At 41.2% G+C, this 13,965-nt stretch carries 9 protein-coding genes; all 9 read left to right on the forward strand.

What is annotated here, in order from left to right:
- Positions 1–1,419, forward strand: a complete 1,419-nt coding sequence (locus tag AC5JL3_RS26055; protein WP_496077236.1) for a hypothetical protein — start codon at positions 1–3, stop codon at positions 1,417–1,419.
- A gap of 59 nt (positions 1,420–1,478) precedes the next feature.
- Entirely contained in the window at positions 1,479–2,630 is a 1,152-nt protein-coding gene (locus AC5JL3_RS26060) for a glycosyltransferase family 4 protein (RefSeq protein WP_496077237.1), read from the forward strand.
- Between the two features lie 14 nt (positions 2,631–2,644).
- Positions 2,645–4,597, forward strand: a complete 1,953-nt coding sequence (gene asnB, locus AC5JL3_RS26065; RefSeq protein ID WP_496077238.1) for an asparagine synthase (glutamine-hydrolyzing) — start codon at positions 2,645–2,647, stop codon at positions 4,595–4,597.
- Positions 4,598–4,654: 57 nt separating this feature from the next.
- Positions 4,655–6,130 carry a glycosyltransferase gene (locus AC5JL3_RS26070; protein WP_496077300.1) on the forward strand — a complete coding sequence of 492 codons (1,476 nt, stop codon included), beginning with the start codon at positions 4,655–4,657 and terminating at the stop codon, positions 6,128–6,130.
- A 2-nt stretch (positions 6,131–6,132) separates the two neighbouring features.
- A complete protein-coding gene (locus tag AC5JL3_RS26075; RefSeq protein ID WP_496077239.1) occupies positions 6,133–6,855 on the forward strand; it encodes a class I SAM-dependent methyltransferase in 723 nt (240 codons plus the stop codon).
- Between the two features lie 28 nt (positions 6,856–6,883).
- On the forward strand, positions 6,884–7,705 hold the full coding sequence (locus AC5JL3_RS26080; protein ID WP_496077240.1) for an FkbM family methyltransferase: 822 nt from the start codon (positions 6,884–6,886) through the stop codon (positions 7,703–7,705).
- A 61-nt stretch (positions 7,706–7,766) separates the two neighbouring features.
- Complete coding sequence (locus AC5JL3_RS26085) at positions 7,767–9,644, forward strand: hypothetical protein (protein WP_496077241.1); 1,878 nt, start codon at positions 7,767–7,769, stop codon at positions 9,642–9,644.
- 45 nt (positions 9,645–9,689) lie between these two features.
- Entirely contained in the window at positions 9,690–11,600 is a 1,911-nt protein-coding gene (locus AC5JL3_RS26090; protein WP_496077242.1) for a hypothetical protein, read from the forward strand.
- A gap of 50 nt (positions 11,601–11,650) precedes the next feature.
- Positions 11,651–13,519, forward strand: coding sequence for a hypothetical protein (locus AC5JL3_RS26095; protein WP_496077243.1), 1,869 nt, complete (start codon positions 11,651–11,653; stop codon positions 13,517–13,519).
- The last annotated feature ends 446 nt before the right edge of the window (positions 13,520–13,965 follow it).

Consider the following 13,965-nt stretch of genomic DNA (forward strand, 5'->3'; position numbering starts at 1 on the left):
GTGGCGATTCTTCTTCTTTTCTACTGCCTGTTGTTTTTAATATCTATAGTTTATTTATATTTAAAACTCAAGAGAGATGCTTGGAGCATCGATGTTTTTTTCCTTTCAATAATTGTAGTTTTTTACATCTTTATCCCAATCAATATTATTGTTTTTGGACATGAAATATATGAACCAGCAATTAAATCGTATCTTAGTCCAGCTTCAAGATTTGTCAGTCTTCAGTCTTTTTTTATAACATTGATTTTCTTGGTGTCTTTCTTTGTGGGTGAGGCTTTCAAAGGTAGCGTTTTAAAGCCAATCAACGTCCATGTTCGTAAACTTAACCGAGTAATCTTGTATAAGGCTGTTTCATATTTCTTATCTTTGTTTTGCTTTGTTTCCCTACTAATTTATATCCAACAATTTGGAGGCTTTTCATCATTCGCCGTTAATCTGATTATTAACCGATCTGGTCAGCTCGATCAAGCTCTAGTTGGGTCTTATGCTTTTTTTGGGAAGTTTATAGATTTAGCAATAATTCCACTCATTTATTTCCTTTATAAAAAGCGTAAAACAAAAATAAGTTTTATTCTACTTTGTTGCTTGCCTTTGTTTGTGATGTTATTTAGCAATCTATTTATTTCAGTCTCAAAGCTCAAGTTTATTGCTTTAGGATTACTCTTTTATTTTACATTGAGTCTTAGATGCAAGAGATTATACATATCCTATTTACTGTTGTTCTTTGCTTTTGTATTTATTGCACTTCCTGTTCTGGATGAACTCTTCATTTTTGCCTACAGGGTCTTTCAGGATGAAGGTCTTCTCGCTGTACCGCTCAGAATCTTCTCTGCTATTGGTTCTGGTTCCCTTGGTCAAGGCCAATATGAAGCCTTTTTGAAAGAGAATGTGGCTAATCCCTACTTGCAAGGTATAAACTACTTTACTTTTGTACAAATGTCACTTCAGCTAAGTATAGACAATAGTTATCCACTGTTATTTTTCAGAGATTTTTATACAGGAATTGTTGACATCCTTCCCTCAAGATTAAATATTCAAACAGGTATCCAAGTTAATCAACTTAATACGGCTCTTTATTATGAAAACTATCCAAATCTCCCAGAATTATCCGAGTCATTTGTGCCACCAGGCATTATTGGGTTTGCTATGTATAGCTTATCTGTACCAGGTGTTTTCATTGTTGGTTTTGGCTTAGGGTATGTTTTCAGAAAAGTAGATTTTTTCTTCAAGTCTCTTTTAGAGTTTGATTTAAGCTTTGCTGCCTTCTACGCCTATGCAATATTTGTACTAGCAGTTTATCCTATTAATGGACTCCCTAGATTAGTACTATATGATTTTGTAAATTTAGTCTTTTTATTCATTTTCTTTGTTTTAAGTTTTAAGTTTGAAGCCATGAAAGCTGAAAATATAAGAAACTGAAAGAAATGTCTTAGGTTAATGAGTATAAAAATTCAGCTAGGGATTAAATATCAGGCTAGATGCAAGTCATAAAAGTTGTTTACATCATTACTGATCTCTCAACTGGCGGCGCTCAAATGATGCTTTACAAACTCTTATCTAGGATGAGCCGGGAACGTTTCGCGCCAGTAGTGATCTCGTTGATGGATCATGGCACAATAGGCGATCGCATTGAAGCGTTGGATGTACCTGTCTATGCCCTTAACCTGGAACAGGGAAAACCGACTCTATCTGCACTGTGGCGCTTGGTTACTCTAGTGCGTCAACTCCAACCTAACTTAATTCAAGGGTGGATGTACCACGGTAATCTAGCCGCACAGATTTCTAAGATCTTTTCTGTAAAGAGAATCCCTATTTTCTGGAATATCCAGGGTTCAGTTTACTCACTGGCGTATGAAAAGAAGCTGACCGCCGCTGTCATTAGAGCATCCAGTTATTTCTCCAGAATGACGGCTAGCATCATCTTTGTTTCTCATGTTGCTCAGTCACAGCATGAAGCGTTAGGTTATCACAGCAAGAATAACTGCGTCATACCCAATGGAGTTGATACTCAGCAGTTTACGCCGTGGGAGGAAGCCAGATTAAGTGTTAGAGCGGAGTTAGGTTTACCAGAGGACGCTCTCTTGATAGGGATGATGGCTCGCTTTCATCCTCAAAAAGACCATAGTAACTTTCTCCAAGCGGCTGCAATTCTTGCGTCTGACTATCCCAACGTCCATTTTCTTCTATCAGGATGTGAGGTAGATCGGGAAAATCAAACGCTCAATCAGTTAATTGAAAAACTGGGACTTTTCAATCATGTAGCTTTACTAGGTGAGCGCCAAGATATGCACCGTCTGACGGCGGCTTTAGATATTGCTTCTTTGTCTTCTGCCTATGGCGAAGCCTTTTCTCTCGCTTTGGGAGAAGCGATGGCTTGCGGTGTGCCTTGCGTTGTCACAGATATTGGAGACTCTGCTTGGATGGTAGATAGTACAGGACGAGTTGTACCACCGCGCAATCCGGAAGCTTTGGCTAAAAGTTGGAGAGAGTTGATTGAGTTGGATCGTCAAGAGAGAGTTAGTCTGGGACAAGCCGCACGCGCTAGAGTAATTGAACACTTTTCGCTCGACTCTGTTGTGGCACAGTATGAGACATTGTACGAAAGTGCGATCGCATTAAAACTCAACTGAAGACTTTAAACCGAATGTGTGGCATTACAGGTTTTTGGGATACATCTGGGCAACTAAGCACACAAGAGAAACAGCAGGTAGTACGGCAGATGTCGGACAAACTGTTGCATCGAGGTCCAGATGATGGTGGAATTTGGATCGATGCCGAGGTTGGAATTGCTCTAGGACATCGACGGCTGTCGATCCTCGATCTTTCTCCCGAAGGTCACCAACCCATGCATTCTGCCTGTGGTCGCTATGTCATCGTTTTTAATGGCGAGATTTACAACTTTTTAGAACTTCGGCAAAAGTTAGAAGCGCTTGGTTATCAGTTTCGAGGTTGCTCGGATACGGAAGTGATGCTGGCGAGCTTTAGCCTGTGGGGATTAGAGCGAGCGATCCAAGACTTTAATGGAATGTTTGCCTTTGCGCTGTGGGACAAACAAGAACAAGTCTTACATTTGGGGCGCGATCGCTTGGGTGAAAAACCCCTCTACTACGGTTGCGTTGGTCAAACCCTGGTATTCGGTTCTGAGTTAAAAGCCTTGAAAGCGTATCCTTATTTTCAAGCTGAGATTAATCGGGATGCCTTAGCGCTGTTCGTCCGGCATAACTATATTCCTGCACCCTACTCAATCTATAAAGGTATTTATAAACTGCCACCGGGTATAGTCCTCACCTGGAAGGGATATGCTCATTCCATAACCGTGCCCTACTGGTCTGCCAAGCAAGTCGCTGAAAACGGTGTTGCCCAACCCTTTGTTGGGTCAGAAGCGGAAGCCGTCGCTAACTTGGATGCCCTATTGCGAGAAGCCGTAGCGCTACGCATGGTTGCAGATGTTCCATTGGGTGCCTTTCTATCGGGAGGAATCGACTCTTCTACCATAGTCGCCTTGATGCAAGCTCAAAGTAGCCAACCTGTGAAAACGTTTTCCATTGGCTTCTACGAGGACGCTTATAACGAAGCTCACTATGCCAAGGAAGTTGCCCAACATTTAGGATGCGACCATACAGAGCTTTATGTCACTCCCGAAGAAGCGATCGCTGTTATTCCCAAACTCCCAACTCTATATGATGAACCGTTTTCCGACCCTTCCCAAATTCCAACTTTTCTCGTCTCTCAACTGGCAAGAGGACAAGTCACAGTCGCCCTATCGGGAGATGGAGGGGATGAATTGTTTACAGGCTATGATCGCTACTTTTTAGGTCAGCGGATTTGGCAAAAGATTGGCTGGCTGCCTTTAAGCGTTCGACAAACGACAGCTCATGCTTTGCTGGCTCGATCTCCTCAGGCTTGGGATCGACTCCTCGCTAGATTCGGTTCATTCCTGCCTAGGCAACTTAAATCGAGGATTTATGGCGATCGCTTACACTTACTCGCCGAGTTTCTGCCAGTTGAGAGTCCTGACACCTTGTATAGAAGCTTGTTATCCCATTGGAAAAAACCAGAATCACTAGTATTAGGTAGCTTAGAACCCTCTACCACCCTAACTAACCCCGAAAAATGGGCAAATTTAGGCAATTTTACGGAGCGTATGATGTTCCTGGATACTGTCACCTATTTGCCCGACGACATTCTGACAAAGGTGGATAGAGCGAGTATGGGAGTCAGTTTAGAGACGCGCATCCCCCTCCTAGATCATCGCTTGGTTGAATTTGCATGGCAGCTTCCTCTACAAATGAAAATTCACAAGGAGCAAGGCAAGTGGCTGTTGCGTCAAGTTTTATCTCAATATGTTCCCCAAAAGTTGATTGAACGACCCAAAATGGGCTTTGGCGTTCCCATAGACGAGTGGCTACGCGGTTCTTTGCGAGATTGGGCAGAAGATCTTTTAGATGAAGGTCGATTACGAGAAGAAGGATTTTTTAACCCACAGCCAATCCGAGAAAAATGGATAGAGCATCTTTCAGGCACTCGTGACTGGCAATATTACTTGTGGGATGTCTTAATGTTTCAGGCTTGGCTAGCTGCCAATGTATTACACTAGGCAAGAAAAACTGGTGTATCATACGTCTTCGTGAGGAGTTCCGAAATTTTGACCGACATGAAAACTCAGTCTTCTAGTTCTCAAAGCTTCTTTGATGAACAAACATATCGCGATCGCGCGATCAAACAGCAGATACGTCATCGATTCGATCAATTAGCTGAACAACGCCACCTATGGCAAGACAAAGCGAGTTATTACTATGACCAGCAGTATAGTTATTACCGCTTTTTAGTACCTGAGGGAGCCAAGGTACTAGAACTAGGTTGTGGTTTAGGTGACTTACTCGCTGCGTTGAAGCCCTCTCGTGGATTGGGAATCGATTTCAGCGAAAAAATGATTGAGCAAGCGACACAAAGACACTCAGAGTGTTCTGAACTTGAATTCATTGTCGCTGATGTAGAAACACTAGAACTTGATGAAACCTTTGATTTCATCATCTTGTGTGATGTCATCGGTCATCTCATTGATATTGAAGCAACATTAAAAACACTCCGGAAATATTGTAATTCTAAAACTCGAATTATTATTTCCTATTACCATTTCTTGTGGGAACCTATACTTCACGTTGCCGAGAAGTTTGGGCTGAAAATGCCTCAGCGCCAACAGAACTGGCTTTCCTCAAATGATATTGCTAATTTACTGAATTTAGCGGATTATGAAGTCGTCAAGCAAGAGAATCGACTCTTGCTACCCAGGCGATTTCCTTTGATTGCTTCTTTGTGCAATAAGTATCTAGCCACGTTACCTGGAGTTAATCATCTTTGCTTATCGCTCTACTTAGTCGCTAGACCTCGATTGACTCCACAAGAAGAAGCCTATTCTACGAGTATTGTAATTCCTTGTCGCAATGAGAAAGGGAATATTGAGTCGGCTGTTCAGAGATTACCCAAATTTGGCAAGCATCAAGAAATTATCTTTGTTGATGGACATTCCACAGATGGCACTGTAGAAGAAATTCAGCGAGTCATCAAGGAGTACCCTGAAATGACTATCCGTTTTCTCACTCAGGATGGCAAGGGGAAAGGAGATGCGGTTCGTAAAGGTTTTGCGGCAGCAACAGGTGACATTCTGATGATTTTAGATGCCGATCTGACAGTACCGCCCGAAGATTTGTCCAAATTTTATGATGCGATCGCTTTAGGGAAGGGAGAATTTATTAATGGTTGTCGCCTAGTCTACCCAATGGAAGGTCAGGCTATGCGCTTTATCAACCTCTTAGGGAATAAATTTTTCAGTCTTGCTTTCTCTTGGTTGTTGAATCAGCCACTCAAAGATACTTTGTGCGGAACAAAAGTAATATTACGTGAGGATTACCTTAAATTGGTAGCTAACCGACACTATTTCGGTGACTTCGATCCATTTGGGGATTTTGACCTAATTCTAGGAGCTTCTAAGCTGAATCTCAAGATTGTGGAAGTGCCGATTCGCTATCGAGATAGAACTTATGGTTCTACAAAAATTAGCAGATTTCAGCATGGTTGGTTACTCCTAAAAATGACAATTTTTGCCTTTCGCAAACTGAAAGCACTGTAAGTATGTCTGAAGAACTTTTACAGCAGCATAAAATCATTTGGGAGCAAAAGCCAATTCTACGTGCCCTATATACTAGCTGGTATAAAGAGATAGCGGCACAAATTGTTTTGGGTAATACCCTAGAGCTTGGTGGAGGAACTGGCAACTTTAAAGCTTTTGCCCCAAATGTCGTATCCACTGATATTGTCCCTTTGCCGTGGTTAGATGCTGTTGCCGATGCTCAAAACCTGCCGTTTGATAATCAAAGTTTTGACAATATCGTAATGTTTGATGTCTTGCACCACATCGAAAACGTTACGCTTTTCTTTGATGAAGCATTACGAGTCTTACGTCCGGGTGGAAGAGTAGTAATGATGGAGCCTTACATTTCCTTCGCTTCTTGGCCAATTTATCATTTTTTACACCCAGAGCCAGTAGACTTTAAGCAAAATCCTTTAGACTGGGTTGAACCTTCTCCGGAACGGAAGCCATTTGATGCGAATCAAGCCTTTGCAACAATTTTATTTGAACGGCAGTATAGCCTGTTTCAGAAAAAGTACCCACAATTTGTAGAGCGATATCACCGTCGCTTGTCATTTTTTGCTTATCCCCTAAGTGGTGGTTTTGATAAACCGTCTCTACTACCTATGAGTTGGCTAAAACCTGTTTTAGCACTAGAGAATGCTCTCTCGCCCATGAGCCGGTTTCTCGCCTTTCGCATTCTGGTGGTTTTAGAAAAAAAATAAAGCAAACTTACTACCAAAGGAGTTGAGTATGGAGTTAATACAAAAACTTCTACTAGGTGTTTATGTTTTTTTCAAACAAACTGGTTTAACTGAAAATAAAGAGTTTAAGAAAGTATTTTTATTTTCTTACTTTCTTTACAAGAAATATATTGAAGACCCATTTTTTGGGTTGATCAGAGCTAAGCCAGAGCTATTTAGAGACGGCTACATTTTAGATATTGGAGCCAATATTGGCTATACGTCTACACTATTTGCAAAGGTGATGGCACCAGGTTTTAAAGTTTATGCTTTCGAGCCTGACCAATCTAATTTCATCTTTCTAAAGGAAGTAATCGATACCTACAAACTTAGAGACAAAGTTACCCCACTATGTACAGCCGTAGGAGCTACAGATGGCACAGTAGAACTTTGGTATAACGAGAACCATCATGGCGATCACAGAATTGTTACTAAGAAATATAGCCAATCTGGAATTGATTTGACGAAAGTTTCTGTAGTTGAGATGCGATGTATTGACAGTTTTGTAGAGGCAGAGCAGATTAAATCAGAAATAAAGTTTATTAAAATTGATGTCCAGGGCTATGAATTACCTGTCTGCTTAGGTATGGAGCAAACCTTAGCCGCTAACCCCGATGCAGTCATTGCCTTAGAGTATGCGCCAAGCGGTATGTCCGAATTAGGATTTGAACCCAAAAAAGTCTTGGAGTTGTTTCAAGGTAAAAACTATTTTATCTATATTCTTGGCAAAAGAGGCAGTTTAAAGCCTGCTCAATCCAAGGTAATTCAGGAAACGCTAAAGAAGCGAGGATATATTGATCTAATTTGTTCTCGAAAAGAGCTTTTACGATAAAAGATAAAGCTACACTAACTAGTGATTCTTCCAAGCTACTTCAATCTGTATTTTTTAATTAATGAAGTTTGCTCAATTACCCATCAACGGACTACAGCGATCGCTTTTCCCAATTCTCAGCGTGGCAGCACCCTTGCTGATTTATACAGCACTGATAATCATTAGACCCCAAGAGATTGGCTTAGCGGCGCGGTATGACCTTACGAGTGGATTAATACCAGTAATTGCGCTCATCCTATTGCTATATCCTGCTTATCGTTTGTCTGGGTGGATAGGAACATTAGCTAGTCTTAGCTTGACTCTGATTTTATTTGCTTTACCCTTGCTAGCACTCTGGAATAGCGGGGATAGTTTTGATGGCGCTATGGGTGGTTTGCTGCCTTCAACTGATGCTAGCGGTTACTACTGGGATGCAAGACGAGTGCTAGAAGGTGGTACATTTTCAACCTTCTCGTCACGGAGACCTTTATTTCCAGGAATGTTGGCAGCCCTCCTTGGATTAACTCAGCAGAATCTGCAAGTGACTTTAGCTATTTTAGTTGCTATCAATGCGATTTCTTGCTTCTTTCTCGCTCGTGAAATCCAACGTACTCACGGAACTGTCACGGGGCTATTAGTAATAACAATACTTTTTCTCTTTTATCGAGGCTACGCTGGCATAATTTTCACAGAAAATCTAGGGTTAGCAATGGCCGCAGTTGGCTTCGCTCTTCTGTGGCGTGGTGCAAGCCAAAGGCGAGTTAATTACTGCTTACTCGGTCTATTTCTACTCACTCTTGCCCTAAATGCCCGTGCTGGAGCCTTTTTCATCTTGCCTGCCCTCATCCTTTGGGGCACTTGGTCATTTCGCGGTATGGCACGCTTTTCGTCGCGCTTTCTCCTTGGTGGAGCCAGCGTCGTGTTGCTCGGTTTCATTGTCAATTCAATTGTGCTGAAAGTTGTTGGCTCTCCGGAGGGAATAGCTTTTTCTAATTTCTCCTACAGCCTTTATGGTTTGATCGTTGGAGGTAACTGGACACAGGTGCTAACTGATCATCCAGAGCTAGAGAATTTAAGCGACCCTGAATTATCAGAAAGAATTTATGCTTTGGCTTTTGAGGCACTACGTGCTAATCCTTTGGGTTTAGTTACTGGTTCACTTCGAGCTTGGAATCAGTTTCTATTTAATGATTACGTTTTCTCCTTTACACGGGGTATTAAGGTAAATTTTCTTTTACAGTTCCTTAGCATTTTCGGTTTATTTTTCTGTTTTCGTCAACGTCGAGAACCAGAGGCTCTACTAATCATTGCATCTACCATTGGGATTTTAGCGTCTGTTCCGTTTGTCCCTCCTTGGGATGTTCCAGAAATGAGACCTTATGCCGCTACAATACCCGTCTTTGCAATACTTCCAGCTCTTGGGCTTGTCTTTTTCGCCAAGGTAATAGATTGGCAGCAATTGGTGAGAGTGACACTTACGGAAAACCCTTCTCAATCGTTAGTCATTTTTAGTACTATTTTTGCTTTATTTGTCTGTATCGCTCCGATTACTACCAAGATTTTCAGTCGTGTTCCTCAATTTACTGACATAGCGTGTCCAGCTGGTACAGAAGCGATATATGTACGGATTAGTCCTGGATCATCTATTAATCTTGTTGATGATAATTCAATTCAACAAACCCGTGTACCTAACATCAAGATAAGCGACTTCAAGAAGGGGTTAGAGGGATTTGACACCCCAGCAATTGCTCAAGAATATAACAGCGTTAGTGTCTATAGTAGCCTAATCAACGCCTTTAACTTAAAAGATAAAAGACCCATATTATTAATAACTAGCACTCCACAAATGCCTAAAGAAAGTGGACTATTTGGTGTCTGTGGAAATCTAACAGCTAATCCGGAGGCTAAGATCTATGGATTTTTTTATGCGGAATCTCTTAAGAAGCTAGTTGCCAACTAAAAAAATGCTTTATTTCGATAATTTTGTATATCAAGTTTTTAATAAATGCCGTTTCTAAAAAGATTATCAGCAAGTTTGCTCAGTCGCCGCTTAACGATGAAGTGGGAATTGCGATCGCTTTATCCCATCCTTAGCATTACAATTCCCCTACTGGTGTACGCAGTTATTCTAATTATTGGTGGTTTTCAAGCGGTTGGTATAGCTGTACGGTATGACTTCACCTATGGACTAGTTGCGTTCATCTTACTGCTTTATCTGACTTACCGTCTGACTGGTTGGACAGGAACACTTGTTAGTTTTACCTTAACCCTAACGTTGTTTGCTTTAGCGTTATCAGCACTCTGGAATAGTGGTGTTAGTGATGCCTATATTATTAGTGGATTATTGCCTTGGAGTGATGCTAGTGGCTACTACTGGGATGCTAGACGAGTGCTAGAAGGAGGGACTTTTTCATACTTCTCCTCCCGAAGACCTTTATATATTGGAATGTTATCAGCAGTTCTTGGATTGACCCAACAAAATTTGCAAATCGCATTAGCAATTTTAGTTGCCATTACTGCAATTTGCTGCTTCCTGCTAGCTCGTGAAATCCAACGCAACCACGGTACAGCTGCTGGGGTGCTGATGCTCATCCTACAGTTTCTTTTTTACAGATGGTTCCTCGGTAAAACCTCAACAGAAACCTTAGGGTTATCTCTAGGTGCACTAAGTTTCACTCTATTGTGGCGTGGCGCGGGACAAAGGCAAGTCAACCACTGCTTACTCGGTTTATTTTTACTTACCCTCGCCTTAAATGCCCGTGCCGGAGCCTTTTTTATCTTACCAGCAATAATCCTTTGGGGCACTTGGTCATTTCGCGGTACTGCTCGCTTTTCCTGGCGCTTCCTATTGGGTGGAAGCAGCATAATGTTGCTTGGTTTCCTCTTAAATTTGATTGTGCTTAAAACTGTTGGTTCTCCTGATGGAGTGGGTTTTTCTAATTTCTCCCATACTCTTTATGGTCTGATTGTTGGTGGTGATTGGACTCAAGTCACAATTGATCATCCAGAGGTAGAAGCTCTCAATGAGCCAGAGTTATCACAAAGAATTTATGCACTAGCTTTTGAGGCACTACGTGCTAATCCTCTTGGTTTAGTTCATGGTTCACTTCGAGCTTGGAGACGACTTTTATTTGACGATTATATTTTTTCCTTTACCCATAATCCAAAGGTAAATTTCGTTCTACAACTCCTTAGCCTAATGGGTCTAGTTGTCTGCTACCGTAATCGTCGCGAACCAAAAGCTTCTCTACTCATTATGGCTACCCTTGGTCTTTTAATCTCTGTGCCATTTGCACCGCCTTGGGATCATGCTGAAATGAGAGCTTTTGCGGCTACTATACCATTCGTACTTGTACTTCCGGTTTTAGGACTTGAACGGATAGCTAACACGCTAAACGAACAACAGATTATCAAAGTCCCTGAACACATAAATGATTCTAGGCTCTTATTTATATTAAGCCTTACTTTTGGGATATTTGTCTTTGTTGCTCCGATTACGACAAAAGTATTTAGTCGTACTCCTAAGTTTGCTGATATCTCTTGTCAAGCTGGCAAAGAAACTGTATACCTGCATCTTAGTAGTGGCTCATTCGTTAATCTTGTAGCTGATAGCTCAATTAGAAAAACGCATCTACCTAATGTTCGGATCAGTGACTTCCGGAACAACATGGAAACCTTTAGCGTTCAGAATCCTGAACTAGCAAAGGAACTTACTCGTCTAAGTCCTTCTACCACAATGATTAACACGTTTAATTTAAAAAACTGGCAACCGACATGGTTAATTTCAGCAACTAGTAAATTGCCAAAAGAGAAGGGCATTGTTGGAGTTTGTGGAAACTGGGCGACTGAGCCAACTCTTCCAAAATACTATGGGGTATTTTATGCGGAATCAATTCAGAAGATACCAGCCAAGTGATGAGGGATAGACTTTAAAAAATTCTGGAATATTATTTAATTGATATAAAAATGCAGCACATAAAAACATTATCAGCAAATTGGCTAGCTCACAGATCAAAGAAGTGGGGAGTGCGATCGCTTTATATAGTAATTAGCCTAGCAATTTCGCTACTGGTCTATGCAGCCGTTTTAATTCTTGGTGTACCTAAAGAAATTGGCGAGGTAGCTCGTTCTGGCTTTACTACAGCCGTAGTTGCTTTCATCTTGCTGCTTTACCCAGCCTATCGTTGGTCTGGCTGGACAGGAACATTAGCAAGTCTTAGCTTGACCCTGCTCTTGTTTGCCTTACCATTGACCGCCTTGTGGAATAGTGGCATGAGTGATGGCTATCTCATTGGTGGTTTACTTCCTTGGAGTGATGCTAGTGGTTATTACTGGGAGGCAAGACGCTTACTTGAAGGTCAAAATTTTTCAGAATGGGGTAGCCGACGACCTTTATTTCCTGCTCTGTTGGCACCTCTGCTTGGATTAACCAATCAGAATCTACAACTGACACTAGCAATTTTAGTTGCCATCACTGCAATTGCTTGTTTCCTTGCCGCTCGTGAGGTACAGCGTAGCCACGGAACAGCAGCAGGAGTAATGGTGATTACTATATTATTTCTGTTTTACAGACTGACTATCGGTCAAGTGATGACCGAAAATCTGGGACTAGCTCTGGGTGCTGTTGGTTTTGCTCTCTTGTGGCGTGGCGCATGGCAAAAACAGATTAAGTACTGCGTATGTAGCATTTTCTTGCTTACCCTTGCCTTGAATGCCCGTGCTGGAGCCTTTTTTATTTTACCCGTGCTAATTCTTTGGGGAGCTTGGTCATTTCGCGGCACAACTCGCTTTTCTTGGCGCTTTCTTTTGGGTGGAACCAGTGCTGTGTTGCTCGGTTTTCTCCTCAACTCTATCTTGAATAAAATCATTGGCGCTCCTGATGCGATCGCCTTTTCCAATTTCTCCTACACCTTGTATGGTCTGATTGTTGGGGGCAATTGGACTCAAGTTCTCAAAAATTATCCAGAACTGAGCAGCCTCAGTGATTCAGAAGCGGCACGAAGAATCTATGCCCTTGCCTTTGATGCACTTCGTGCTAATCCACTTGCTCTAGTTACTGGTTGCCTTCGAGCTTGGGATCACTTCCTATTCAAGGACTATGTTTTCTCTTTTATCAGTAACCTTAAGGGAAACTTTCTTTTACAACTGCTCAGTGTTACTGCTTTATTCCTCTGCTATCGTCAGCGCCAAGAGCCTCATAACTCTCTACTAATTGCGGCTACCATTGGTATTTTGCTGTCTGTCCCATTTGCACCGCCTTGGGATGGTGGTATCCGAATTTATGCGGCTACTCTACCATTTTTTTCTGTCCTTCCGGCATTAGGATTTGAAGCTCTAGCTAGAGGCATAAAATCACCAGAGCCGTTTGATACATCGATTCAGGATAACTCTCCTCTATTTTTAATAAGTTTTAGTAGTATTCTTGCAATATTTATCTTTGTAGCTCCTGTCACAACAAAAGTATTTAGCCATGTACCTCAATTTTCTACTTTATCCTGTCCAGAGGCAACCGAGGCTGTATATCTGCGTATAATATCTGGTTCGTCAATTAATCTTATGGCAGATAACTCTCTCCCAACAACACATTTGCCTAACGTTCGTCTAAGTGACTTCAAAGAAGGACTAACAAACCTTGCTGAGAATGGCTATCCTGAGTTGGCGAAGGAATTGGCTAGCTTAGGTTCTTCCACAACAATCATGAATGCTTTCGATTTAAATAGTTTTGGAGCAATATGGTTAATTGCAGACAGCAACAAGATGCCAAAAGAGAAGAGGATAGTTGGTATGTGCGGAAAATTCTCAGAAGCCAATGGTTTATTTTACGCTAAGGATTAACTAACTTCAAAAACTTGATTAATTAGCTTTAATTTAGCTAACTGAGAAAGTACTGTTAGATTAAAACAATTAAAAAAACAAGGGTATATAATACATGGAAAATTCACAATTATTATTTTAGTAATTCTATTGCTATGAGCTTTTGCTGGATTAGTTATGCTAAACTCCCAAAAACAATCTTTTCAAGAATTATTAGGAGGTGTAGTTAATGTCGTTAATTCAGAAGGCAACTATGTAACAGTAAATTCTTACGGAGAACGGATTATATAACACCCAAATGATATTAAAGAGAAGCGAACTAAACTCATTCAATATATTTGTAAAAGCGAAGGTCTTCCAAGTTCAAGAATGCCTAAAATTCCATAAAATCTTAATTAGATGTGAGAAATGTTGAATTGGTTCTTGACCCTGTTACAATGCCATAAGCAATTAATCATTGGAGCTTC

This window comes from Symplocastrum torsivum (genome assembly GCF_059505465.1).

What these genes read in the sequence shown, in the direction of transcription:
- AC5JL3_RS26080 (WP_496077240.1), top strand. Translation starts at nt 6,884, where the DNA reads ATGGAGTTAATACAAAAACTTCTACTAGGTGTTTATGTTTTTTTCAAA.
- asnB (WP_496077238.1), top strand. Translation starts at nt 2,645, where the DNA reads ATGTGTGGCATTACAGGTTTTTGGGATACATCTGGGCAACTAAGCACA.
- AC5JL3_RS26060 (WP_496077237.1), top strand. Translation starts at nt 1,479, where the DNA reads ATGCAAGTCATAAAAGTTGTTTACATCATTACTGATCTCTCAACTGGC.
- AC5JL3_RS26090 (WP_496077242.1), top strand. Translation starts at nt 9,690, where the DNA reads ATGCCGTTTCTAAAAAGATTATCAGCAAGTTTGCTCAGTCGCCGCTTA.
- AC5JL3_RS26085 (WP_496077241.1), top strand. Translation starts at nt 7,767, where the DNA reads ATGAAGTTTGCTCAATTACCCATCAACGGACTACAGCGATCGCTTTTC.
- AC5JL3_RS26075 (WP_496077239.1), top strand. Translation starts at nt 6,133, where the DNA reads ATGTCTGAAGAACTTTTACAGCAGCATAAAATCATTTGGGAGCAAAAG.
- AC5JL3_RS26070 (WP_496077300.1), top strand. Translation starts at nt 4,655, where the DNA reads ATGAAAACTCAGTCTTCTAGTTCTCAAAGCTTCTTTGATGAACAAACA.
- AC5JL3_RS26095 (WP_496077243.1), top strand. Translation starts at nt 11,651, where the DNA reads ATGCAGCACATAAAAACATTATCAGCAAATTGGCTAGCTCACAGATCA.